This window comes from Streptomyces liliiviolaceus, assembly GCF_018070025.1.
GTDB classification, from domain to species: Bacteria; Actinomycetota; Actinomycetes; order Streptomycetales; family Streptomycetaceae; genus Streptomyces; species Streptomyces liliiviolaceus.
Genome location: NZ_JAGPYQ010000002.1, coordinates 710,484 through 733,407, shown reverse-complemented (window position 1 = coordinate 733,407; position 22,924 = coordinate 710,484). Strand labels below are relative to the sequence as shown.

Annotated in this window: 21 protein-coding genes and 1 riboswitch; of the genes, 14 read left to right on the top strand and 7 right to left on the bottom strand. The window is 71.9% G+C overall.

The genetic code is table 11. From position 1 onward, the window contains the following. Positions 1-25: 25 nt before the first annotated feature. The gene (locus tag J8N05_RS38570) at positions 26-2,752 is read left to right on the top strand and encodes an MGH1-like glycoside hydrolase domain-containing protein (protein ID WP_210891500.1); all 2,727 of its coding nucleotides are present in this window, start codon (positions 26-28) and stop codon (positions 2,750-2,752) included. After that, entirely contained in the window at positions 2,749-4,221 is a 1,473-nt protein-coding gene (locus J8N05_RS38565; RefSeq protein WP_210891499.1) for an alpha-amylase family protein, read from the top strand. The genes J8N05_RS38570 and J8N05_RS38565 overlap by 4 nt, the downstream gene beginning before the upstream one ends. A 9-nt stretch (positions 4,222-4,230) precedes the next feature. Here the strand turns inward: J8N05_RS38565 and J8N05_RS38560 are convergent, their stop codons facing one another. Continuing rightward, entirely contained in the window at positions 4,231-5,973 is a 1,743-nt protein-coding gene (locus J8N05_RS38560) for a SulP family inorganic anion transporter (RefSeq protein WP_210891496.1), read from the bottom strand. Positions 5,974-6,114: 141 nt separating this feature from the next. On the opposite strand from J8N05_RS38560, the gene J8N05_RS38555 reads away from it, so the two are divergent. Continuing rightward, complete coding sequence (locus J8N05_RS38555; RefSeq protein WP_407700018.1) at positions 6,115-7,512, top strand: MFS transporter; 1,398 nt, start codon at positions 6,115-6,117, stop codon at positions 7,510-7,512. 17 nt (positions 7,513-7,529) lie between these two features. On the opposite strand, the gene J8N05_RS38550 is transcribed toward J8N05_RS38555, so the two are convergent. Next, positions 7,530-7,928 (bottom strand): RDD family protein, encoded by a 399-nt coding sequence (locus J8N05_RS38550; RefSeq protein WP_210891492.1) that lies wholly within the window; start codon positions 7,926-7,928, stop codon positions 7,530-7,532. A gap of 63 nt (positions 7,929-7,991) precedes the next feature. Further along, positions 7,992-8,438 (bottom strand): hypothetical protein, encoded by a 447-nt coding sequence (locus J8N05_RS38545; protein WP_210891490.1) that lies wholly within the window; start codon positions 8,436-8,438, stop codon positions 7,992-7,994. Positions 8,439-8,569: 131 nt separating this feature from the next. Here J8N05_RS38545 and J8N05_RS38540 point away from each other — a divergent pair, with 131 nt between their 5' ends. Next, complete coding sequence (locus tag J8N05_RS38540; protein ID WP_210891488.1) at positions 8,570-9,334, top strand: acyltransferase; 765 nt, start codon at positions 8,570-8,572, stop codon at positions 9,332-9,334. Between the two features lie 249 nt (positions 9,335-9,583). Here the strand turns inward: J8N05_RS38540 and J8N05_RS38535 are convergent, their stop codons facing one another. Then, positions 9,584-10,435, bottom strand: coding sequence for a DMT family transporter (locus tag J8N05_RS38535; RefSeq protein ID WP_210891486.1), 852 nt, complete (start codon positions 10,433-10,435; stop codon positions 9,584-9,586). A gap of 93 nt (positions 10,436-10,528) precedes the next feature. Here J8N05_RS38535 and J8N05_RS38530 point away from each other — a divergent pair, with 93 nt between their 5' ends. After that, positions 10,529-11,101, top strand: a complete 573-nt coding sequence (locus J8N05_RS38530) for a helix-turn-helix domain-containing protein (protein ID WP_210891484.1) — start codon at positions 10,529-10,531, stop codon at positions 11,099-11,101. Between the two features lie 70 nt (positions 11,102-11,171). Further along, positions 11,172-11,729 (top strand): YbaK/EbsC family protein, encoded by a 558-nt coding sequence (locus J8N05_RS38525; protein ID WP_210891482.1) that lies wholly within the window; start codon positions 11,172-11,174, stop codon positions 11,727-11,729. Between the two features lie 4 nt (positions 11,730-11,733). On the opposite strand, the gene J8N05_RS38520 is transcribed toward J8N05_RS38525, so the two are convergent. Next, on the bottom strand, positions 11,734-12,798 hold the full coding sequence (locus J8N05_RS38520; RefSeq protein WP_210891480.1) for a cation diffusion facilitator family transporter: 1,065 nt from the start codon (positions 12,796-12,798) through the stop codon (positions 11,734-11,736). Between the two features lie 82 nt (positions 12,799-12,880). Between J8N05_RS38520 and J8N05_RS38515 the strand changes: the two genes are divergently transcribed. The 3 genes from J8N05_RS38515 to J8N05_RS38505 all read left to right on the top strand — a co-directional run bounded on the left by J8N05_RS38515 (position 12,881) and on the right by J8N05_RS38505 (position 15,336). Continuing rightward, entirely contained in the window at positions 12,881-13,240 is a 360-nt protein-coding gene (locus tag J8N05_RS38515) for an ArsR/SmtB family transcription factor (protein ID WP_189774439.1), read from the top strand. Between the two features lie 189 nt (positions 13,241-13,429). Then, positions 13,430-14,227 (top strand): VOC family protein, encoded by a 798-nt coding sequence (locus J8N05_RS38510; RefSeq protein ID WP_210891477.1) that lies wholly within the window; start codon positions 13,430-13,432, stop codon positions 14,225-14,227. A 227-nt stretch (positions 14,228-14,454) separates the two neighbouring features. Further along, positions 14,455-15,336, top strand: coding sequence for an MHYT domain-containing protein (locus tag J8N05_RS38505; protein ID WP_210891475.1), 882 nt, complete (start codon positions 14,455-14,457; stop codon positions 15,334-15,336). 42 nt (positions 15,337-15,378) lie between these two features. On the opposite strand, the gene J8N05_RS38500 is transcribed toward J8N05_RS38505, so the two are convergent. Together J8N05_RS38500 and J8N05_RS38495 are read right to left on the bottom strand one after the other, a co-directional pair. Then, positions 15,379-15,786 (bottom strand): CoA-binding protein, encoded by a 408-nt coding sequence (locus tag J8N05_RS38500; protein WP_210891473.1) that lies wholly within the window; start codon positions 15,784-15,786, stop codon positions 15,379-15,381. A 223-nt stretch (positions 15,787-16,009) separates the two neighbouring features. Then, entirely contained in the window at positions 16,010-17,908 is a 1,899-nt protein-coding gene (locus J8N05_RS38495; protein WP_210891471.1) for a TIGR03767 family metallophosphoesterase, read from the bottom strand. Positions 17,909-18,123: 215 nt separating this feature from the next. Further along, positions 18,124-18,310: riboswitch (cobalamin riboswitch) on the top strand. A gap of 67 nt (positions 18,311-18,377) precedes the next feature. On the opposite strand from J8N05_RS38495, the gene J8N05_RS38490 reads away from it, so the two are divergent. The 5 genes from J8N05_RS38490 to J8N05_RS38470 are packed head-to-tail and all read left to right on the top strand — an operon-like array spanning position 18,378 to position 22,719. Next, the gene (locus J8N05_RS38490) at positions 18,378-19,418 is read left to right on the top strand and encodes an ABC transporter substrate-binding protein (RefSeq protein ID WP_210891469.1); all 1,041 of its coding nucleotides are present in this window, start codon (positions 18,378-18,380) and stop codon (positions 19,416-19,418) included. Next, positions 19,415-20,443, top strand: a complete 1,029-nt coding sequence (locus J8N05_RS38485; protein WP_210891467.1) for a FecCD family ABC transporter permease — start codon at positions 19,415-19,417, stop codon at positions 20,441-20,443. Before J8N05_RS38490 ends, J8N05_RS38485 begins: the two co-directional genes overlap by 4 nt. After that, positions 20,440-21,327 carry an ABC transporter ATP-binding protein gene (locus J8N05_RS38480; RefSeq protein ID WP_210891465.1) on the top strand — a complete coding sequence of 296 codons (888 nt, stop codon included), beginning with the start codon at positions 20,440-20,442 and terminating at the stop codon, positions 21,325-21,327. The genes J8N05_RS38485 and J8N05_RS38480 overlap by 4 nt, the downstream gene beginning before the upstream one ends. A 46-nt stretch (positions 21,328-21,373) precedes the next feature. Next, entirely contained in the window at positions 21,374-22,147 is a 774-nt protein-coding gene (locus J8N05_RS38475) for a hypothetical protein (RefSeq protein ID WP_247706870.1), read from the top strand. Next, positions 22,144-22,719 (top strand): SixA phosphatase family protein, encoded by a 576-nt coding sequence (locus J8N05_RS38470; RefSeq protein ID WP_210891463.1) that lies wholly within the window; start codon positions 22,144-22,146, stop codon positions 22,717-22,719. Before J8N05_RS38475 ends, J8N05_RS38470 begins: the two co-directional genes overlap by 4 nt. Positions 22,720-22,924: the final 205 nt, after the last annotated feature.

Here is a 22,924-nt window from a genome sequence, read left to right as displayed (position 1 = left end):
GGTAGGCCTGTGACAGGGAGCCAGGATGAACGCGCGGACGAGCGGCGAGCGGATCGGTCCGACCGGCGACGACGGGGGCCGATGGCGTCTGTGGGGCCCCTATCTGAGCGAGCGTCAGTGGGGCACGGTCCGGGAGGACTACAGCGACGGCGGTGACGCGTGGTCCTACTTCCCGCACGATCACGCGCGCTCCCGGACCTACCGGTGGGGCGAGGACGGACTGGGCGGGATCTGCGACGAGAAGCAGCGGCTGTGCCTGGCGCTCGCCCTGTGGAACGGCCGCGACCCGATCCTCAAGGAGCGCGCCTTCGGCCTCACCAACGGCGAGGGCAACCACGGCGAGGACGTCAAGGAGTACTACTTCTACCTGGACAGCACGCCGAGCCACTCCTACATGAAGTACCTGTACAAGTACCCGCAGGCCGAGTTCCCGTACAACGACCTGGTGGCCGTCAATCGCGAACGCAGCAGGCAGGAGTACGAGTACGAACTCCTCGACACCGGTGTCTTCGACGAGAGCCGCTACTTCGACGTGACGGTGGAGTACGCCAAGGCGTCGTCCGACGACGTACTGGCCCGCGTCACCGTCGACAACCGCGGTCCCGACGAGGCGACCCTGCACGTCCTGCCGACCCTCTGGTTCCGCAACACCTGGTCGTGGCAGGACGGCGGCGACGCCCCGAAACCGCGGATGAGCGCGGCCGGCGGTCCGCACGGCACGGCGACGATCCGCGCCGAGCACCCGCAACTGGGCACCTACGACTGCCGGTTCGGGGAAGAGGTACCGCTGCTGTTCACGGAGAACGAGACGAACGCCGAGCGGCTCTTCGGCACGCCCAACTCCTCCCCGTACGTCAAGGACGGTATCGGCAGGTACGTGGTCGACGGCGAGCGGGAAGCCGTCAATCCGGCCCGGGAGGGCACCAAGGCGGCGGCGCACCACACGCTCACCCTCCCCGCGGGCGGTTCGGCGACACTGCGGCTGAGGATCGCGCCCACGGACGCGCAGCCGGCCGGCTCCCAAGGCCTCGACTCCCAAGGCTTCGACGTCCGCGGTTTCGAGGCCGTGTTCGAGGACCGGATCGCCGAAGCCGACGCCTTCTACCGCGGGCTGACCCCCGAGGGCGCCGACGAGGACCGGGCCCGGGTGCAGCGGCAGGCGCTCGCCGGGATGCTCTGGTCGAAGCAGTACTACCTGTTCGACCTGGAGACCTGGCTGGCCGAGCACGGCCTGGACCCCTGGAGCATGCCGCGGCCCGGGGTGCGCAACCGCGAGTGGTTCCACATGGTCAGCGACGACATCGTGTCCATGCCCGACAAGTGGGAGTACCCCTGGTTCGCCGCCTGGGACCTGGCGTTCCACACCGTGGCCTTCGCGACCGTGGACGTCCGCTTCGCCAAGGAACAGCTCGAACTGCTGCTCAAGGACACCTTCCTGCACCCCAACGGCCAGATCCCGGCCTACGAGTGGAACTTCGCCGACGTCAACCCGCCGGTGCACGCCTGGGCCGCGTACTTCGTCTATCTGATGGAGGAGCGCACCACCGGCCGCGCCGACCGCGAGTTCCTGGAGCGCGCCTTCCAGAAGCTCCTGACGAACTTCACCTGGTGGGTCAACCGCAAGGACCCGGACGACCGCAACGTCTTCGAGGGCGGCTTCCTCGGCCTCGACAACATCGGCGTCTTCGACCGCAGCGCGCCCCTGCCCACCGGCGGCCGGCTCGAACAGGCCGACGGCACCGCGTGGATGGCCCTCTACTGCCAGGCGATGCTCCAGATAGCCGTGGAACTCGTCGAGCACAACCAGGCGTACGAGGATCTGGTCCTGAAGTTCTTCGAGCACTACCTGTGGATCGCCGCCTCCATGGACCGGGTCGGCGACCTCGGCGACGAACTCTGGGACGAGGAGGACGGGTTCTACTACGACGTCCTGCGGCTGCCCGACGGCCAGGCCGTACGGCTCAAGGTCCGCTCGATGGTCGGACTGCTCCCGCTCTGCGCGGCCACCGTCTTCCGGCCCGCCCAGCTGGCCAAGGTGTCCGGCCTCGGCGACCGGCTGCGCCGCTTCGCGGACCGCCACCCCTCGCTCTCCGTCACGCTCACCTCCGTCCAGGCGGGTACGTCGGGCGGGCCCCGGCTGCTGTCCGTGGTCGACGAGAAGAAACTGCTCAGGGTGCTCTCGTACCTGCTGTCCGAGGAGGAGTTCCTCAGCCCCTACGGCATCAGGTCCCTCTCCCGCCACCACGCCGAACACCCCTACCGCTTCTGGGTGCGCGGCGAGGAGTACCGGGTCGGCTATCTGCCCGCCGAGTCGGACACGGGGATGTTCGGCGGCAACTCCAACTGGCGCGGACCCGTGTGGTTCCCCATGAACGCCCTCGTCGTCCGGGCCCTGCTCAACCTGTACGGCTTCTACGGCGACGACCTCACCGTGGAGTGCCCGACGGGGTCCGGCGTCCGCATGACCCTCTTCGAGGTCGCCCAGGAGATCTCCGAGCGGCTCACCCGGCTCTTCCTGCGCGGCGAGGACGGACGCAGGCCCGTCCACGGAGGCCAGCGGATCCTCCAGGACGACCCGCACTGGCGGGACCTCATCTCCTTCTACGAGTACTTCCACGGCGACAACGGCGCCGGGATGGGCGCCTCCCACCAGACCGGCTGGACAGGACTGGTCGCCACACTGATGACTGTCTTCGGCACGCTCACCCCGAACGACTTCCTGACCGACCGCGCCAAGAAGGGGACACCATGAGCCCGATCCCCGCACAGCCCGTCGTCCACGAGGTCAACACCCGTGTCTGGCTCCGCGAGCTCCAGCGGCGGACCGGCCGCCACGGAGGACTGGGCGACGTCCCCAAGGACGCCTGGGACGAGATCACCCCGCACGGCATCGACGCCGTATGGCTCATGGGCGTGTGGGAGCGCAGCCCGCAGGGCCGGGACATCGCGCTGCGGGACCCGTCCCTGCGCGCCGCCTTCACCCGGGCCGTGCCCGACCTCCACGAGGAGGAGATCGCCGGATCGCCGTACTGCATCCGCCGCTACGAGGTCGACGCGGACCTCGGCGGGAGCGCGGGACTCGCCGCCGCGCGCGCCGAACTGGCGGGCAGGGGCATCGGACTGCTCCTCGACTACGTGCCCAACCACGTGGCGCCGGACAGCCCCTGGACGGCCGAGCACCCCGAGTACTTCGTCCGGGGGAGCGAGGACGACCTGCGCGGCGATCCGGCGGCCTACCTCTCCGTCGAGGGCCAGGTCCTGGCCCGTGGCCGCGACCCCTTCTTCCCGCCCTGGCCGGACGTGGTGCAGCTCAACGCCTTCGAGCCCGCCCTGCGCGCGGCCACCACGGACGTCCTCATGCGGATCGGCGACCAGTGCGACGGCGTCCGCTGCGACATGGCGATGCTCATGATGAACGACATCTTCGCCCGCACCTGGGGCGAGCGCGCGGGGGAGCGGCCGGCGGAGGACTTCTGGCCCACCGTCGTCTCCGGCGTACGACGCGCGCATCCCGACATGGTCTTCGCCGCCGAGGCGTACTGGGACCGCGAGTTCGACCTCCAGCAGCAGGGCTTCGACTTCTGCTACGACAAACGGCTCTACGACCGGCTGCTGCACGAGAGCCCCGGGTCCGTCCGCGGACACCTCACGGCGGACGAGACCTACCAGCGCAAGCTCGTACGGTTCCTGGAGAACCACGACGAGCCGCGGGCCGCGCACACGATGGACCCGGCGAAGGAACGGGCCGCGGCCGTCATGATCGCCACCCTGCCCGGGGCGACCCTGTGGCACGAGGGGCAGTTCACCGGGCGCCGCACCCAGCTGCCGGTCTTCCTGGACCGACGGCCCGACGAGACACCGGACCTCGCGCTGCGCGCCTTCCACGAGACGCTGCTCGGCGCCGTCCACCGCAGCGGGATGCGCACCGGACAGTGGCGGCTCCTCGCCTGCGAGGGCTGGCCCGACAACTCCTCCCACCGCGATCTGCTCGCCTGGGGCTGGTCGGGCGGGGCGGGCCGTTTCCTGACGGTGGTCAACCTCTCCGGACACCGCGCCCAGGCGAGGATCCGCCTGCCGTGGCCCGAACTCGGCGCCGAGGAGAGGACGTTGACGAGTCTGCTCGACGCCGTCCGGTACCCGCGCTCCGGCGCCGAACTGACCGGTCCCGGACTCTTCGTGGACCTGGACGCCTGGGGCACGCACGTCCTGTCCGTCGGCTAGGCCGCCGGTTCAGTCCTGAGGAGGCGCCGGCCGGTCCGTCGCCGCCCACCGGGCGCCGGTCTTCTCCCGGTAGGCGGCGACGGCGGCCTCGATGGTGGGGAAGAAGTGGTCCGGCTCGATGGTCCGGGTCAGTCCGTACTGCTCGATCTTGCGTCGCACCGGGTCCTTCAGTTCGGCGAACACCAGGCTGATGCCGCGTTCGTTGAGCGACTCGTCCAGTTCCTCCAGTTCGTCGGCGGCCGTGGTGTCCACGTCGGTCACCGGCTCGGCCGCGATCAGCACCCAGACGGGCTGCGGTTCGCCGAGGGCCAGCCGTGTCACCTCGTTGCGGAACGCCTTGGCGTTGGCGAAGAACAGCGGACCGTCGAAGCGGTGGATCACCAGTCCGGGCAGATGCTCGGCCTCGGGGTACGAGCGGACGTCGTGGTAGCCCTCAAGACCCGGCACCCGTCCCAGAACGGTGTTGTACGGCCACCAGGCCCGCCGGAAGACATTGAGGATGGACAGACCGACGGCGACCGCGATCCCGGGCAGCACACCGAGCAGGGCCACCCCGAGGAAGGCCGCGATCGTCAGCAGAAACTCCGTCCTGCGCTGACGCCACAGCCGTACCGTCCCCGGGAGGTCGGCCAGGGACAGCGACGCCGTGATCACCACGGCGGCCAGCGCGGGCTGGGGCAGATTGCGGAACAGCCCGGGGAGCAGCACCAGCATGAGGACGATCAGGCCGGCCCCGACGACCCCGGTGAGCTGGCTCCGGGCGCCCGCCCGTTCGGCCACTGCCGTGCGCGACCCGCTCGTACTGACGGGGAAGCCCTGGAACAGCCCGGCCGCCATGTTCGCCGCGCCGATCGCGACCATCTCCTCGTTGCCGCGGACCTCCTGGCCCGAGCGGGTGGCGAACGCCGTGGCGTTGGAGATGGTGTCGGCGAGCGAGACGAGCGCGATGCCCAGCGCGCCGACGAAGAGCGGACCGAGGTCGTCCCAACGGATGTCGGGCCAGGTCAGCGGCGGGAAACCGCGGGGGAGTTCACCGACCAGGCCGACGCCGTGCCGGCCCAGGTCGAGGAGCGAGGTCGCGGCGATCGCCAGCAGCACCATGACGAGGACCGCCGGCACCTTCGGCAGCCAGCGCTGCAGGACCAGGATCAGCACGATCCCCGTGACGCCCACCGCCACGGCGGCGGGCACCGCCTTCCCGTCGGCCAGTCCCTGGAAGAAGTCCCCGACCTCGGCGAGCAGCCCGTCGGCGTCCGTCTTGAAGCCGAACAGCTTCGGCAGCTGCCCGATCAGGATGGTGAGCGCCAGGCCGTTCATGTAGCCGATCATCGTGGGCTTGGAGATGAGGTCGGCGATGAAGCCGAGCTTCGCCACCCCCGCCAGGATCGTGATCGCCCCGACCATGAGCGCGAGCATCGAGGCGAGCGCCACGGCCCGCCCGCTGTCCCCTCCCGCGACGATCAGGGGCAGGACCGTGGCGGCGATCATCGGGCCCAGCGAGGAGTCCGGGCCGAGCACCAGGATGCGGGACGGGCCGAACACGGCGTAGGCGAGCAGACAGAGCACGGACGTGTACAGCCCGGTGATCGCGGGCAGTCCCGCCAGCTCCGCGTACGCCATGCCCTGCGGCACGAGCAGCGTGGTGAGGACGACGCCCGCGACGACGTCCTTGGCGAGCCACTCCCGCCGGTAGGCCAGGAGCGTACGCAGGCCGGGCGGGACGCTCGAAGCGCTCTTCCTGTCACCTGGCATCGCGGCCCTCCGCCCGGTCCCCTCGCTCATCGACATCTACTCCGTGGCGTACGAACCCGTCGTCACCTCGCAAGGGTGATGACGGGCGATCAGCGGCCACGGACGATGTTCGCATCCGAACGTCCGGGAGCCGACATGGCCATGCCACCGAATCCCCCTGAAACGAGGGCCCCGGGACAGACAGCGCGCCCCGCGCGACGCGTCCTGGCCCCGCTCGCGCTCGCCCAGTTCATCTGCAGCTACGCCGGCTCCAACATGAACGTCATGATCAACGACATCAGCGAGGACCTGGACACCACCGTCCAGGGCGTGCAGACCGTCATCACGGTCTTCCTGCTGACGATGGCGGCGCTGATGATCCCGGGCGGGAAGCTGACCGACCGCTACGGCCGCAAACGCTGCTTCCTCGCCGGCCTCACCGTCTACGGGGTGGGAGCCGTGCTCAGCGCACTCGCGCCGGGCCTCGCGATCCTCGGCCTCGGCTACTCGATCCTCCAGGGGATCGGCACGGCCCTGCTCATCCCGCCCGTCTACATCCTCACCACGCTGCTGTTCCCCGATGTGACCTCCCGGGCCCGCGCGTTCGGGACCGTCATGGCGCTGGGCGGGATCGGCGCCGCCGCGGGGCCTCTGATCGGCGGGCTCATCACCTCGGCGATCGGCTGGCGGGCCGCCTTCGTCTTCCAGGCGGCGGTGGTCGCCCTGATCATCGTGCTGAGCCGCCAGGTCCCGGACCCCCTGCCGCCGGAGCCGGAGCGGCACTTCGACATGGGCGGCGCCGTCCTGTCGGCGGTCGGTCTGGTCCTCGTCGTCATGGGCATCCTGGCCGCCGACGACAACGGCTGGCTGATGGCGGGCCTGCTGCTGCTCGGCGCGCTCGTCCTGGTGTGGCTCTTCCGCTGGGTGCGCGCGAAGGAACGGTCCGGCCGGGAACCGCTGTTCTCGACGAGCCTGTTCCACGACCGCACGTCCAACCTCGGGCTCGTCACCCAGCACGCCCAGTGGCTGATGCTGATGGGGGTGTCGTTCGTGGTGGCCGCGTATCTCCAGGTCGTACGCGGGTACGACGCCATCGAGACCGGGGCGATCTTCACCGCGGCCACCCTCGGCATCCTCGCGGCCTCGCTCGCCGCCGAGCGTCTGGTGCAGCGGTGGCCGCAGCGCACGCTCATCCTCGTGGGCTTCGGCGTCACGATCTGCGGGATCGCCCTGCTCATCGTGATGGCCTCCGGCTCGCCGAGCGTCTGGGCCTTCACCCCCGGACTGCTCCTCATCGGCCTCGGACTCGGCGTGATGCTCACCCCGTCGGTCAATGTCGTCCAGTCGAGCTTCGGCGAGGAGCGGCAGGGCGAGATCTCGGGGCTCTCCCGCAGTGTGTCGAACCTCGGCTCGTCGCTCGGCACGGCGATCGCGGGCACGATCCTCGTCGCCGACCCCGCCGCGGGACCGTACGCGGTGGCTCTGGGCGTCCTGGCCGTCGTCGGCCTGGGCGGACTCGCCGCCGCGGCCATGCTGCCCAGGCAACAGCCCGGCGCGTGAACAGTGGTGACGGACCGTCACATCCTGTCGTAGTGGACGGTGGTGGCCAGGACGAGATCCTGGACCGACGCACGGCGCCTGCTCACCGGGATCCACAGCAGGCCGAGGGGGAACAGCAGGCACAGCGCGGCACGCGCGAGGGCGCGCAGGACACCCGGCAGCCTGCCCGAGCGGCCGGTGACGCGCAGGCCCAAAAGCCGGCCGCCCACGGTGCTGCCGGTCACGACCCAGCCGGCCGCGAGATAGAGCAGGGCGATGCTCCAGCCGCACAGACCGGACAGCCAGACCGGTGGGTCCGGCAGCCGGAACGGCGGCCCGCTGACGAGCAGCCGCAGGGCGCCTGCCCCGAGCTGCACGGCGAGCCCGAGCCCGGCGACCACGAACGCGTCGACCAGGCCCGCCAGGGCCCGCGACACGAGTCCTGCGGCTTCCCCCGGCGGACCTTCGGCCCGCTCCGCCCCCGTCACGGTGCGCCCCCGTCAGGGTGTCTGCCGGTGGGGCGGTTCGGAAACCGACGTGTCGGGTCTGCGCAGCAGGTGGTCGGCGATCCGGTCCACCATCCGATCGGCCCGCATGCTCCGGGCCCGGAGCCCGTGGACGGTCTCGTCGGCCATTCCGCCGCCGGTGTCGCGCACGATACGGCCGAGGTCGATCTCCTCCAGCACGTCCTTGGTGAGGACGGCCAGATCGATACGGTCGAGCACGGCGTCGAGATTCAGCCGGGCCGCGATCCGGTCGACGTCGACGCGTTCGGCGATCCGGTTCACGTCGACGCGCGACACGAGTTCGTCCAGGTCCATCCGGTCGACGACCGCGGCCGTCAGCCTGCGGATCACCGTGTCGGTGACGTCGGCGGCGGCCCCCAGCGCGAACCGCGCCAGGCGTCCGGCCGTATCGAGGGGATGAGGAACGCGGTACCGGGTCATGGCGCCAGCGCACCCCCGACGGGGCGCGGGCACATCATCCGCTGCGGGTGAACCGCAGGTCGGTGGCGGTGGGGCGAAGATCACAGGGGTACGCGCTCCTGGGCGGGCGGGACGCTGAGTACGGTGAGCGGGTGCCCAAGAGCAAGAACACGTTCTCGTCCCGGTGGAGCCGCCTCGTCCAGCGGGCCGTCCACGCGGGCTGGGCCTGGGTGCAGCGGACGGGCGCGGTGACGGCCGAGCGGCCGGGACGGCTGCGGTTCGGTGCGATGGGGACGGGCACCAGGCTGGCCTTCCCGCAGGGCACGGTGTTCGGCGAACCGTGGATCCACCTCGGCGACCACTGCATCATCGGCGAACAGGTCACTCTGACGGCCGGGTTGATGCCCGACCTCGACCTCGGCGCGGAGCCCATACTGCGGCTGGGCGACGGTGTCGTCCTCGGCCGGGGCAGCCATGTCATCGCCGACACGACGGTCACGATCGGCAGCGACTGCTACTTCGGGCCCTATGTGTACGTGACGTCCACGAACCACTCGTACGACGATCCGCAGATGCCCATCGGCAAGCAGTGGCCGCGGATGGAGCCTGTGGAGATCGGCCCCGGCTGCTGGATCGGCACGGGCGCGGTGATCCTGCCGGGGGCGCGGATCGGCCGGAACGTGGTGGTGGCGGCCGGCGCGGTGGTGCGCGGCGCGGTCCCCGACCACGCGGTGGTGGCGGGGGCGCCGGCCCGCGTGGTCCGCCGCTGGACCCCGGCGGACGGCTGGCAGCCCCCACTGCGCACCCCGGCCCCGACCCCGATCCCCGCCGACATCACCCCGGAACAACTCCTGGCCCTGTCAGAACTGGACGAACAGAGCATCAAGGCCCTGAGAGCAATAGAGGACGCCTCGTAGAAGGCCCCCCGAAAGGGGCACGGGGAACGGCGCGCTCGGCCACGACGCACGCGAGCGCCAAAACGCATCCCCGGGCACCCACCCCCTGAGGGGCGCGGGGAACGGCGCGCTCAGCCACAACGCACGCGAGCGCCAAAACGCATCCCCGGGCACCCACCCCCTAAGGGGCGCGGGGAACGGCGCGACCAGCCACGACGCACCCGCAGCCGACGCACAGCCCCCGCGGGGGCGGAGGCCCGGAGAGCGTCCTCACCCCGTGGCGAGCAACACGCTCCCGACCAACGCAAGCCCCGCCCCCGCCGCCTGCACACCCCGCAACCGCTCCCGGAGAACCCCGCGCGCGGCCAGCGCCGTAACCACCGGATACAGCGACGCGAGAACCGCGGCCACAGCAACGGGCCCCCGCTGAGCGGCCAGCGAATACGTGCCGTTGGCGGCCACGTCCGCGAGCCCCACGAACGCGAAGGCCGGCACCGCCCGCCAGGCGACCCGCGGCGGAGCCACGCGCCCACGCCGCACGGACACGCACAGCGCAGCCCCACCGGCGACGACATTCGTGACGCGCTGCACGAACAGCGCCAGGAACAGCCCGGTCAGCGTGGACGACGCCTCGGCGATCAGCGCCATCACCGCCCCGAACCCGAACGCCGCGAGCAGCGTGAGCAGCACGGCCTGCCGCTGCACGGGCGCCCCCCTGAACTGCGGCCCACCCGCCAGTACCACCCCCGCGACGGCGACCGCGATGCCCACGAACTGCATCAGCCCGGGACGCTCCCCGAGGACGAGCCCGACCCCCACGGGCACGGCGACCCCGATCGAACCGAGCGGAGAGACGACCCCCATCGGCCCGAGCGCGAGCGCCTTGTAGAAGGCCAGCATCGCGACGGGCCCGACCAGCCCCGCCGCCACCGCGAACCACAACCGCGGTCCCGTCTCGCTCCAGGCACCCGTCACGAGGACGATCGCGCCCAGCACCACCGCGGCGATCGACTGCGAGACGACCACCACCGTCAGCGCGGGCGTACGCCGTGTCAGCAGACCGCCGCCGAAGTCGGCCAGCCCCCACAGGACGCTGGTGGCCAGGGCGAACAGTGCTGTCATCAAGTACCTCGCAGTACAGTTCGGTGAACAATCCGGTGCACCCCACCGTAGTTCAGTTCATTAGACTCTGTCATTCAGAATATTGGACGGAATGTGTCGGACCTCGACCTCCTGACCCAGTCACTGGCGCGCAACGTCAAGCGCTGGCGCACCGAGCGCGGCTTCACCCTCGACGCCCTCGCCGCCCGCGCCGGGGTCAGCCGCGGCATGCTCATCCAGATCGAGCAGGCCCGCACCAACCCCAGCCTCGGCACCGTCGTCAAGATCGGCGACGCGCTCGGCATCAGCATCACCACCCTGCTCGACTACGAGCAGGGCCCGAAGGTCCGGATCGTCCCGGCGGAACAGGCCGTACGCCTCTGGCACACGGACGCCGGCAGCTACAACCGCCTCCTCGCGGGCACCGAGGCCCCCGGCCCCCTGGAGATGTGGGACTGGCGGCTGATGCCGGGCGAGGGCAGCCCCTCGGACCCGCACCCCATGGGCACGGTCGAACTCATCCACGTCACGAAGGGCGAGCTGGCGCTCACCGTCGACGGCACGGAGTACCGCGTCCCGGCCGGTTCGAGCGCCTCCTTCGAGGCCAACACCCCCCACACGTACGCCAACGCGGGCGACGTACCCGCGGAGATGGTCATGGCGGTGTCGGTCCCCGGCGTGCACTGAGTTCGACGGCCCGCGCCCAGGCCCCCAAGCCCGCCGCGGGGGCCGTCCGCGCGGCTGTTAGCGTGCCGTCATGCGCGCACCCATCGGACACTTCGACGACGCCACGCCCGCCACCGAACGCCTCGACGTGCTGACCCGCCCGGTCGCCGACGCCGTACGCGACTGGCGCGGCAGCGTCCCCGCCGAGCAGATCGTGTACGTCGACACGGAGCCGGAGTGGGCCGACACCGCCACCTTTCTTGAGCACTACGGCCCGGAACTCCTCGACCGGTCCGCGAACTGCGTGGTCGTCGCGGGCAAGCGCGGCGGGGAGACCACGCTCGCCGCGTGCGTGGTGCTGTCCGCCACCCGCGTCGACGTGAACGGCGTCGTGCGGCGGCAACTCGGCGCGCGCAAGGCGTCGTTCGCGGCGATGGACACGGCGACCGGCGAGACGGGCATGGAGTACGGCGGCATCACCCCGCTCGGACTGCCCGCCCACTGGCCGGTGTTGGTGGACTCGGCCGTCGTCGACCTGCCGTACGTGCTGGTGGGCAGCGGCCGGCGGCGCGGAAAGCTGCTCGTGCCCGGGAAGGCGTTCGCCGAGCTGCCGAACGCCGTCGTCCTGGAGGGACTCGGGAGCGCCTGACCGCTCAGACGGGTCCCGCCGCGTGATGGGCCAGCACAAGGTGGGGGTCCGACTCGCCCGGCGCGGGTGACGGGTCGGCGTGCACCAAGGCCGCGGTGAGACCCGGTACGGCGTGCAGCAGGGCGTGTTCGGCCGCGACCGCCACCCGGTGGGCCGCCCGGACGCTCGACTCCCCGTCGACGACCACGGCCACCTCGGCGCGCAGCCGGTGGCCGATCCAGCGCAGCCGCAGCTCGCCGACCCCGTGTACACCCGGTACGTCCGCCAGCGCCCGCTCGGCCGTGTCGATCAGGGCCGGGTCGACCGCGTCCATGACCCGGCGGAACACCTCGCGCGCGGCGTCCCGCAGCACCAGCAGCAGGGCCGCCGTGATCGCCAACCCGACCACCGGGTCCGCGAGTTGCCAGCCGATCGCCGCGCCGCCCGCGCCCAGCAGCACGGCGAGCGAGGTGAAGCCGTCCGTCCGGGCGTGGAGTCCGTCCGCGACCAGCGCGGCCGAGCCGATCTCGCGGCCGACGCGGATGCGGTAGCGGGCCACCCACTCGTTGCCCACGAAACCGATGACGGCCGCGGCGGCGACCACCGGCAGATGCTCGACGGGGCGAGGGTCGAGCAGCCGGTCGATCGCCGTCCAGCCCGCGAAGACCGCGGAGGCCGCGATCGTCAGCACGATCACGAGTCCCGCCAGGTCCTCGGCCCGGCCGTAGCCGTAGGTGAACCGGCGGTCGGCCGCCCGCCGGCCCAGGACGAACGCGATGCCGAGCGGTACGGCGGTGAGCGCGTCCCCCGCGTTGTGCACGGTGTCGCCGAGCAGCGCCACCGAGCCGGAGAGGGCGACGACGACCGCCTGGGCCGCGGCGGTCGCACCGAGGACGGCCAGCGAGATCCAGAGCGTACGGATACCGCGGGCCGAGGACTCCAGGGCGGAGTCGACCTTGTCGGTGGTGGCGTGGGAGTGCGGGGTGAGGAGGTGGGTCAGCCGGTGCCGCAGCCGGTGCCGCAGCCGGTGCCCGTGCTTACGCCGAGGCCCGTGTTCATGCCCGTGTTCGTGCCCGTGCTCGGTGCTCACCTGATCCCCTTTCCGGGATGTCCATGAACGAGGTGGACCCGACCAGGTGGACCTGACCGCCCCACCGAGCCATTATGTGCGTATGAGCGCACGCATGCACCTGTCACCTGCGCACGATGAGCATCCGCGCACGCCCGGCGAGGAACAGTTCGCCCTCGCCGCCGAACTCTTCGCCCTCCTGGGCGATCGCACCCGTCTCGTCCTGCTGCACGCCCTGGCCGAGGACGAGGCGGACGTCACGACCCTCACGGAGCGGTGCGGGGCCGCCCGCCCGGCGGTCAGCCAGCACCTGGCGAGGCTGCGGCTCGCGGGTCTCGTCAACACACGCAAGGAGGGCCGCCGGGTGATCTATTCGCTGCGGGACGGGCATCTGCGGCGGGTCGTCGACGAGGCGCTGAACCTGGCCGACCACCGGCTGCGCGACAGGCCGGCGCACGATTGAGCGGCCCTGGGCGCCCGTCTGTTTCGGGCCCGGGCGCCGGGTACTCGGGGCGTGGGACCCCACCCACCTCCGGGCGAAGGAGGCGCGGGCGGGGGATGCTGAGGAAGACGGCACCACGGCCCGGCCTGCGCTCTCGACGCTGCCGGGTGCCGCCCACCCCCCTCGGCACGACTCAGGAACGGTACTGCCATGAACAGCGACGCAAGAGTCCGCAACGACGTCGTCTCCAGCCACTCGGTCGCGGGAGCCCCGTGCTGGGTCAGCCTGACGGCGCGCGACCAGCAGGCCGCCGAGGACTTCTACCGGGCGGTGCTGGGGTGGCAGTTCCGGACGACCGCGCTGATGGACCGGTTCCGGATCGCCTACGCGGACGGGGTGCCGGTCGCGGGCATCGCGGCGGTGGCCACGATGTGGCAGATGGCCGTCGCCTGGACCCCGTACTTCGCCGTGGACAGCGCCGACGAGGCGGTGGCCCGGGGCCAGGAGCGCGGCGGCACGGCGGCGGTCGGGCCCATCGGCTTCCCGCCGGGCCGGGCGGCCCTGCTGGCCGACCGCGACGGAGCCGTCTTCGGCATCTGGGAGGGCCAGCTCGTCGCAGGCTGGGAGACCTGGCGCCGTGCCGCCCCCGCCTTCTTGCGACTGCACACGCGCAACGCCTTCGACGCCGCGATGTTCTACGGCGAGGTGCTGGAGTGGGCGACCTCGCGTCCCGGCTGCTGCGAGGTGCACTACGACGGGGACGAGGTCGTCCTGCGCAGCGACGGCGACGTGGTGGCCCGTATCCACTCCGGCGCGGTGGAGGCCGCCCCCGATCCCACGATCCGCCCCCACTGGCAGGTCCATTTCTCCGTCGCGGACGTCGAGACCTGCGTCCGTGCCGCGCTGGAGCACGGCGGTACGGTCCGGGACGGCGCGACCACCACGGAGGCGGTGCTGCGGGATCCCGACGGGGCGCAGTTCACGGTGACGTCCAAGCCCCAGGTCTGAAGGCGGGGCCGGGGCCGGATCCGGGGCCGGGTGGCCGCGGTCATGGGCCGCGGTCGTGGGCCGCGCCACCAGAATGATTTCCTCCGGCTGGATAGGGCCTCTTCATGACCGGAAGTGGCCGACAGGGAATTCCGTTGGCTGCAATTGCACGAAACCCCTTGCTGTCGCCCTGATGTGGCACGTACATATGTCCCCGCAACAGTCGTATTCCGGGGGGATGTTGGCATATGCAAGGCACAGTCGACGGATTCAGCTATGGAACGGTCACACCGCTCGCCGCCTATGTCATGGCCTGCCTGGGAGCCGCCCTGGGGCTGCGCTGCATCACCCGGTCCCTGCGTAACGACCAGTCCTGGAGACCGGGTTGGCTCGCCCTCGGGGCGGCGTCGATCGGCTGCGGCATCTGGACGATGCATTTCATCGCCATGATCGGATTCCAGGTCGAGGAAAGCCGTATCCGCTACGACGTCGGCCTGACGATTCTCAGCCTCGCGGTGGCGATCGCCGTGGTCGGTCTCGGCGTCTTCGCCGTCGGCTATCGCGGCGCGAACACGACGAACCTGCTCATCGCGGGCACCTTCACCGGCCTCGGCGTCGCGGCCATGCACTACATAGGCATGGCCGCCATCCGTCTGAACGGCGACCTGCGGTACGAGGTCCGTACCGTCGCGCTCTCCGTGCTGATCGCCCTCGTCGCCGCGACCGCCGCGCTCTGGGCGGCGGTCGCGATCCGCGGCTTCCTGACCAGCCTGGCGGCGAGCCTTGTCATGGGCGTCGCCGTGACCGGGATGCACTACACGGGGATGGCGGCCGTCAGCGTCCACCTGCACGGCGCGGCCGGCGCACCGGACTCGGGCGACTCGGCCCACTCGTTGCTGCTGCCGATGCTCATCGGCCCGGTCCTCTTCCTGGCGCTCGCGGGAGTCGTCGTCATGTTCGACCCGATGCTCGTCCTCGGGGACGGCGACTGGAACCGGACCGCGTCCCGCCGCCGGGCGCCCGACCCGCGTACGCAACCGCCCGCCTGGACGGGCTCGGCGTTCGAGGCTCCGCCGAGGACGGACCGGAGCGCGTACCGACCCGGGGGGCCCGGGCGCCGCGAGCGGTGAGCGGGGTGGGTGCGTCGGTGGTGCGGGTTCACTTCCGCCGGGTCAGCCCAGGCGGGGGATCTCGATCGCCGGGCAGCGGTCCATGACCATGTCGAGGCCGGCCTCACGGGTGCGCTCGTACGCGGCCTCGTCGATCACACCGAGCTGGAACCAGACGGCCTTGGCGCCGATGGCGACGGCCTCGTCGGCGACGGGGCCCGCGAGGTCGCTGTTGACGAACACGTCGACCACGTCGACGTCGAAGGGGATGTCCTCCAGGGAGGCGTATCCCTTCTCCCCATGGACCGTCTCCGCCTTCGGGTGGACGGGGATCACGCGCTTGCCGTAGCGCTTCAGCACGTCCGCGACGCCGTACGCGGCGCGTCGTTCGTTCGACGACAGGCCTACGACTGCCCAGGTGTCGCCGGTCTCGGTGAGGATCTTGCGGATCGTTGCCGGGTCGCCGTACACGGGTCGCCTCCTGGGGTGGGGGTGTGTCTGTCCGCGGTCTGTTTACGGTCTGTCTGCGGCGGACAACGTTCGGCGCGGGTCGGGGATTCCCCTCACGGGGGTGGGGCTGCGGGGTTCTGGGTGGGTGCGGCCAGGTGAGGGCCGTTCGCGCAGTTCCCCGCGCCCCTGAAAGCAGGCTGTTCGCCGGGCCCCGGGAGAGACGGCAGCCCCCGCGAGGCTGAGACTAAAGGGCGGTGGTCAGCAGTAGCTCCACGTTGCGGTCCTGGGGAGTGCCCGCCCAGGCCGTGTGGGGGTCGGGCCGTGTGGTCTCCGTCATGTTCGGGGCGTTGTAGGCCAGTTCTCGGTAGAGGGACGCCAGGCCCACCGCCGACAGGTCCGTGAAGTCGGGGGACGTGCGGTGCGGGGCCGCGGATTCGATAAGCGTGGTGAACAGCGACAGCGTGCCGTCCCCGTTGTCGGTCAGTTCGATCAGCCGGGCGTGGTGCGGATAGTCCAGGTGGGACGCCGTGTTGACCTCCCAGAAGGAGCGGGCCGGGGTCGGATGCGGGTGGGGTGTCACGCGGTTGACGTGGCTGTGGCCGTTGATCCACGCCACCACGTTCGGGAACCTGCCGAGCAGCGCCAGTACCTCCGCGCCGTCGTGCCGCCGCTCTTCCGAACGGGCCGCGTCGGGACGGCGGGTCATGCTCGGGCTGTGGTGGTGGCTGAAGACCAGCACATGGGCGTCGTCGGCCCCGGGGTTGCGTACGAGGCGGCCGTCGGCGTCGTACGACCGGGAGCTGTGCGCGGCGAGGGTCCGCTCCAGCCAGCGGAGCTGGTCGGTGTCCAGTGATCCCTCGTAGTGCCCGCTGCGGTACGTCGTGTCGATGCTGACGCCGATGACGTTCTCGGCGATCCGGAAGGAGTAGTACATCCGGTCGCCGTCCAGGCTGTTCTGCGTGTAGCCGTGACCGACCGGCCCCGCCCCCGTCCGCCCGGGTTCGAGGTGCGCGGCCAGATACTCGTGCGGGTTGCACAGCCGGCGCCGCTCGTCGGCCGTCACGGTCCGCGCCGAGCGGGCGTGCCGTCGCAGGATCGCTTCGAGCACCTCGCTCTTCGGGTCGTCGCCGGTCCGCAGCGCCTTCGCGTAGGCGGCCCTGTCCGTGTCGGGGACTGACAGCAGCTTGCGGGAGCCCGTCGCGAAGTCGCCGAGCGCGGGCGACAGGCAGCCGCCGGGCAGATCGTCGTGGTTGCCCACCGTCGAGTACCAGGGGATGCGGAGCCCCGGGCTGGTCACCGGCCTTCGCGCGGCCGTGAGGAAGCCGGGGACGGCGGGCAGTCCGCGCCGCTTGTCCAGGTCGCGCAGGGCCGGTTCCTCCGGATGCCAGTAGAGGGGGAGCCCCGAGTCCTGGACGCCTTCGTACGCCGTCGGGTCGCCGGAGTCGGGGGTGATCCGGCCTCCGCTCATCAGCGTGAGGAACCAGTCGAGTTCGAGCACGGAGTTGTTGTCGACGTTGTCACCGGTGGTCATCACGAACGCGGGCGGCAGACCGGTGTGCGGGCCCTCGCCGAGCGCGTTCACCTGCTCCACGAGCGCGACCGCCCCCGCCACGGTCAGCGCCTCCTGGGCACGCCACGCGGCGGCTCCGCCCGAGCGCAGGAACTCCGTGCGCAGCGGGTTCTGCACATCGGTCAGATGCAGGTCGGTGAACTGGACGAAGCACGCGAGCGGGGTCCGCCGGTCCGGACGGCCGGTGGCGGCGGGCGCGAGTTCCTCCCGTACGACCAGGGGCAGGCCGGGGCCCGGGACCAGTCGGCGGTAGGTGCCGGAGCGCGGGCTTCCGCTCAGCCGGGCGGTCGTCTCCAGCGTGGTGGCCGCGTAAGGCGCCGGCCGCCGGGTGGCGCGGGCCGCCCGCGGGACGACCTGCTCGGCGGCGACGGGTGCGGTGGGGGAGCCGGGGCGCCGCGGCGGGACGAGGGTCGCCGCTCCCGCTGCCGCCGTCGCCCCCGCCGCCAGCGCGAGGGTGCCGGAGACGAGCAGCAAGCGACGGCGGTCGACGGCGGCCGCGGCTTCCCCGGCGGACAGGTGCCCCTCGGCCGTGTCCCCTCCGGCGGTTCCGGTCGTGGGTTGGTCCTGCGGCATGGGTCGGTCCTCCGGTGCCTGCGGGCGACGCGCTGAACGGAACCACTCATTCAGTCCGCGGGGGCAGGGGCGTGGCGCCGCCGTGAACACCGCCGGAACAGGAGAAACGTACGAAACGGGCGACGGAGACCGACATCCCCGCCGCGTCCCCGTAGAGCCCTCACCGAGCCCCCGCCGCCCCCCACCGCACTGCCGCACGGCCGTGAAAGCCGCCGTGATAGCTTGCGAAAGCCAGTCGAACCCATGTACGTGGGTCAGGGAATCCGGTGGAAATCCGGAGCTGACGCGCAGCGGTGAGGGTGACGGGCGGGGCATCGGCCACTGGACCGGATCGACGGTCCGGGAAGGCGCCTCGTCCGGGTGAACCCGAGTCCGAAGACCTGCTGGCGGCCTCCGCGGTCCCGAGACGGCGGGGGAGCACCGTACGACCGGGCTCCGCGTTCGAGCCCTCGACGTCTGAGGAACTTCCGTGCCCATCGCACGCCCCACCCGCCCTGCCGCCCTGCTCGTCTCCGGGGTCATTCTGCTGACCGGCTGCGGCGGCGCCGACTCGTCCGGCTCGACCGGCTCGGCCGGCAAGGACTCCGCGGCAGCCGTCACCCTGGAGAACTGCGGTCACACCGTCCGCGTGGAGTCCCCGCCGCGCAAGGCCGTCTCCCTCAACCAGGGCACCACCGAGATCATGCTCTCGCTGGGCCTCGCCGACCGGATGGCCGGCAGCGCCACCTGGACCGACCCGGTGATGAAGGGCCTGGAGAAGGCCGACGCGCAGGTGAAGCGGATCGCCGACAACAACCCGTCCTTCGAACGGGTCCTGGACGCCGACCCCGACTTCGTCGCCGCCTCGTTCGTGTCCACGCTCGGCAAGGGAGGCGTCGCCACCCGCGAGCAGTTCGAGAAGCTCGGCGTACCCGCGTACGTCTCGCCCTCCGACTGCGCGGGCAAGGACAACACCGGGGACGGCGACGGCGCCCGCAAGAAGCCCCTCGGCATCGACGCGATCTATGGCGAGATACGTGACCTGGCCGCGGTGTTCGGCGTGCAGGGGCGGGGCGACAAGCTGGTCGCCGAGCTCCAGCAGCGTATGAAGAAGGCCACCGCGGGCATCGACGCCTCGGACGTCTCCCTCCTGTACTGGTTCGCCAACTCCGAGTCGCCCTACATGGCGGGCTGCTGCGGCGCCCCCGGCATCATCACCCGGGCGTTCGACGCGAAGAACGTCTTCGACGACACCCACGAGGAATGGCCCCAGATCAACTGGGAGACGGTCGCCGACCGCGACCCCGACGTCCTCGTCATCGGCGATCTGACCCGCAAGTCGCAGACCGCCGAGTCCGCGCAGAAGAAGATCGAGTTCCTGGAGTCCGACCCGGTCACCAAGAACATGACCGCCGTGAAGAAGAAGCGGTACGTCCTGCTCAGCGGGCAGGCCATGAACCCGACCATCCGCACCGTCGAGGGCGTCGAACAAGTGGCCGCCGCCCTGCGGGAGTTCGGGCTCAAGGGGTGACCCGCCGTATCGCACGGCCGGGCGTGGGACTGCTCTGCGCGGCCGGCACCGCACTGCTCGTCGCCTCCGTCGCCGTCGCGATCACCATCGGTCCCGCGGACATCCGCGTCGCCGACGTCTGGTCCGTGGTCGCCTCCCATCTGGGGTGGGGGAGTACGGAACTGAGCCCCATCCGCGACGGGATCGTCTGGCAGCTGCGCCTGCCGCGCACCCTGCTGGCCGCCGTCTGCGGGGCCGGACTCGCCGTGTGCGGCGCGGTCATGCAGTCCTTGCTGCGCAACCCGCTCGCCGACCCCTTCGTCCTCGGGGTGTCCTCCGGTGCCTCGACCGGCGCGGTCGTCGTGGTCGTCCTCGGCGCGGGCGGCGGCCTGGTGTCGGTCTCGGCGGGCGCGTTCCTCGGCGCGCTGCTGTCGTTCGGGCTCGTGCTGCTGCTCAGCCACACCCTCGGCGGGACGACGGACCGGGTGGTGCTCAGCGGTGTCGCCGCGATGCAGCTCTTCTCCGCGCTCACCTCCTTCGTGGTGATGACCGCCGCCGACGCCGAGACCACCCGAGGGGTGCTGTTCTGGCTGCTCGGCTCACTGGGCGGGGTCGGCTGGACGGACGTCTGGGTCTGCCTCGCCGTCCTGGTGGTCGCACTGGCGGTCTGTCTGGCGTACGCGCGCACGCTGGACGCGTTCGCCTTCGGCCAGGACGCCGCCGCGACCCTCGGGGTGTCCGTGGCCCGCACCCGGCTGGTGCTGCTGTGCGTGACCGCGCTGCTGACGGCCGCGCTCGTCAGCTCGGCGGGCGCGATCGGCTTCGTCGGTCTCGTCCTGCCGCACGCCGCCCGCGCGTTGGTGGGTTCCGGCCACGCCCGGCTGCTGCCGGTCGCCGCCCTCGCCGGGGCGGTGTTCCTGGTGTGGGTGGACACCCTGGCCCGTACCGTGCTCGACCCCCAGGAGGTGCCCGTGGGCGTGGTCACCTCACTCATCGGCGTACCGGTGTTCGTGCTGGTGCTGTACCGGACGCGGAGGACACGATGACGACCGAGCACGTCGAGACGACCGAGCATGTCAAGACCGCCGAGACCGCCGAGACCGCCGAGGGTGCTGGCCTCCGGGCCGACCGTGTCACCCGTACCGCCGACGGGCGCGTCATCCTGGACGGCGTCAGCATCAGCCCCGCCCCCGGCACCACCGTCGGCCTCCTCGGCCCCAACGGTTCCGGCAAGTCCACGCTCCTGCGCCTGCTCTCCGGCGTCCTCGCCCCCGCCTCGGGCGTGGTCACCCTCGACGGCCGTCCACTCGGCGAACTGGGCCGCCGCGACATCGCCCGCCGTATCGCCGTGGTCGAGCAACAGGTCGACACGCAGGTCGAGTTGAGCGTCCTGGACGTCGTACGCCTCGGCCGCACCCCGCACCGCCGCGCCTGGACACCCCCGTCACCGGCCGACGAGAAGGCCGTACGCGACGCCCTCGACCGCACCGGCCTCGCCGACCGCGCGCACCAGTCCTGGCACACCCTCTCCGGCGGTGAACGCCAACGCGTGCAGATCGCCCGCGCCCTCGCCCAGGAACCCCGCGAACTCCTCCTGGACGAACCGACCAACCACCTCGACATCCAGCACCAGCTCGACCTGCTGAACCTCGTCACCTCGCTGCCGGTCACCAGCGTCGTCGCCCTGCACGACCTCAACCTCGCGGCGATGTACTGCGACCGGCTCGTCGTCCTGCGCGAGGGACGCGTGGTGGCCGCCGGGACACCGGGCGACGTGCTCACCGAGGACCTCATCGCCGAGGTGTACGGCGTACGGACCGCCGTCACCCGCGACGGCGCCGACGGCGTCGGCGGTCGGCCGCACGTGCGTTTCCTGGGCACCGTGAGCCGTCCCGCACCCCAGGAACTCGCGAACGCGTGTCCGGAATGATGGCGGCATCCCTGCGCGCGGCCCTTCGCACGCCTACGCTCAGCCCGTGCTGCGTATCACCGACGCCCGAACAGGCGACCCCGTCACCGCCACCCCGGCCCGCCGGGGCCTGACCCGCGTCGAGGCGCGCGTGGAGCGCCCCGACGCCACCGGCCTGCGCGTGCTCCTGACCGCCGACGTCCTCGTACGGGCCCTGGAGATCGGCGGGACGCCCGTGTGGACCGTGCTGACCGGTACGGAGGGACGCGCGGACCTCCGCGCCCGGGCCCGGACGCTCGGCATCCGGCCGTTCGAGGACGAACGGGACAGCGGCCCCGGCCCCGGTCTCGGCCTCGGCGAGGCTCAGGTGCTGAGCGTGCGCGCCCGGACCGACGGGCCGCCCGGCAGTGCGAGCACTGCCGACGAGGCGGCGGGCGTGCTGCGCGTCGAGGTCGCCCCGGCCGACATCGGGAGCTCGGTGGCACAGGACGACGAGAGCGCGTCCGCCCTGCGCCTCGCCCTGCTCGCCCGACCCCGGGCCGAGGAGCTGCGGCTCGACGCCGCCGATCTCGCGGACGCCGAGGACCAGTTGAAGCACTGGCGGGGCGCTGTCGCCACCTGGGCCACCCGGCCCTCGGGTCCCATCCCCGACCCCGTGCGGGAACAGCTGCGCGCCGCCTGGGAGGACGACCTCGACGTGCCCGCCGTCCTGGGCGTGCTGCGGAAGGTGGAGACGTCGGGGACCGTTCCGGACGGGGCCCGCTTCGAGACGTACGCCTACGCCGACCGGCTGCTCGGCCTTGAGCTGACCCGGGACATCGGCCGCGGGGCTCCGGCGTGATCGCGCGCGCCGGAGCGGGCCCGCTGCGCCGCCTCGTCGTGCTGCGGCACGCCAAGTCCGCCTGGCCGGACGACGTTCCCGACCACGAGCGGCCGCTCGCGTCGCGCGGGCGCCGGGACGCTCCGGCCGCCGGACGCGTCCTCGCCGACGCCGACTGCCTGCCGGACCTCGCGCTCTGCTCCACCGCCGTCCGCGCCCGGGAGACCTGGGAGCTGGCTGCCGCCGAGTGGGGCACGCCGCCGCCGGTGCGCCATGACGGGCGGCTGTACGCGGCGGAGGTGGCCGACCTGCTCGAAGCGGTGCGTGAGGCTCCGGCGGAGGCCGAGACGCTGCTGCTGATCGGGCACAACCCCGGGCTGGAGGAACTGGTCCTCACGCTGGCGGGTGACAGCCTCGACGACGCGCTGGACGACGTCCGTATGAAGTTCCCCACCTCGGCGATCGCGATCCTCGCCTGGCACGGCCTCGGCTGGGAGTCCCTGGGGCCCGGTGCGGCGCTGCTCACGGATGTGATCGTGGCGCGGGGGAAGAAGTCGCGTGGGGAGAAGGGGCATCACGGGCGGGGGCGATAGCCGGGCGGTGCGCGCGCCCCTGCGGGGGTGCGTTCCTGGGTGCAGCGTCGTTGTGGCGGGCGTACACGATTGCGCAGTTCCCCGCGCCCCTGGGGGGGGCGTCGTTGGGTGCGGCGTCGTTTTGGCGGATGTACGTGATTGCGCAGTTCCCCGCGCCCCTTTAGGGGGCGTCCGTCGGTGGTCGTACTTGTGTGCGTGGCGCGCA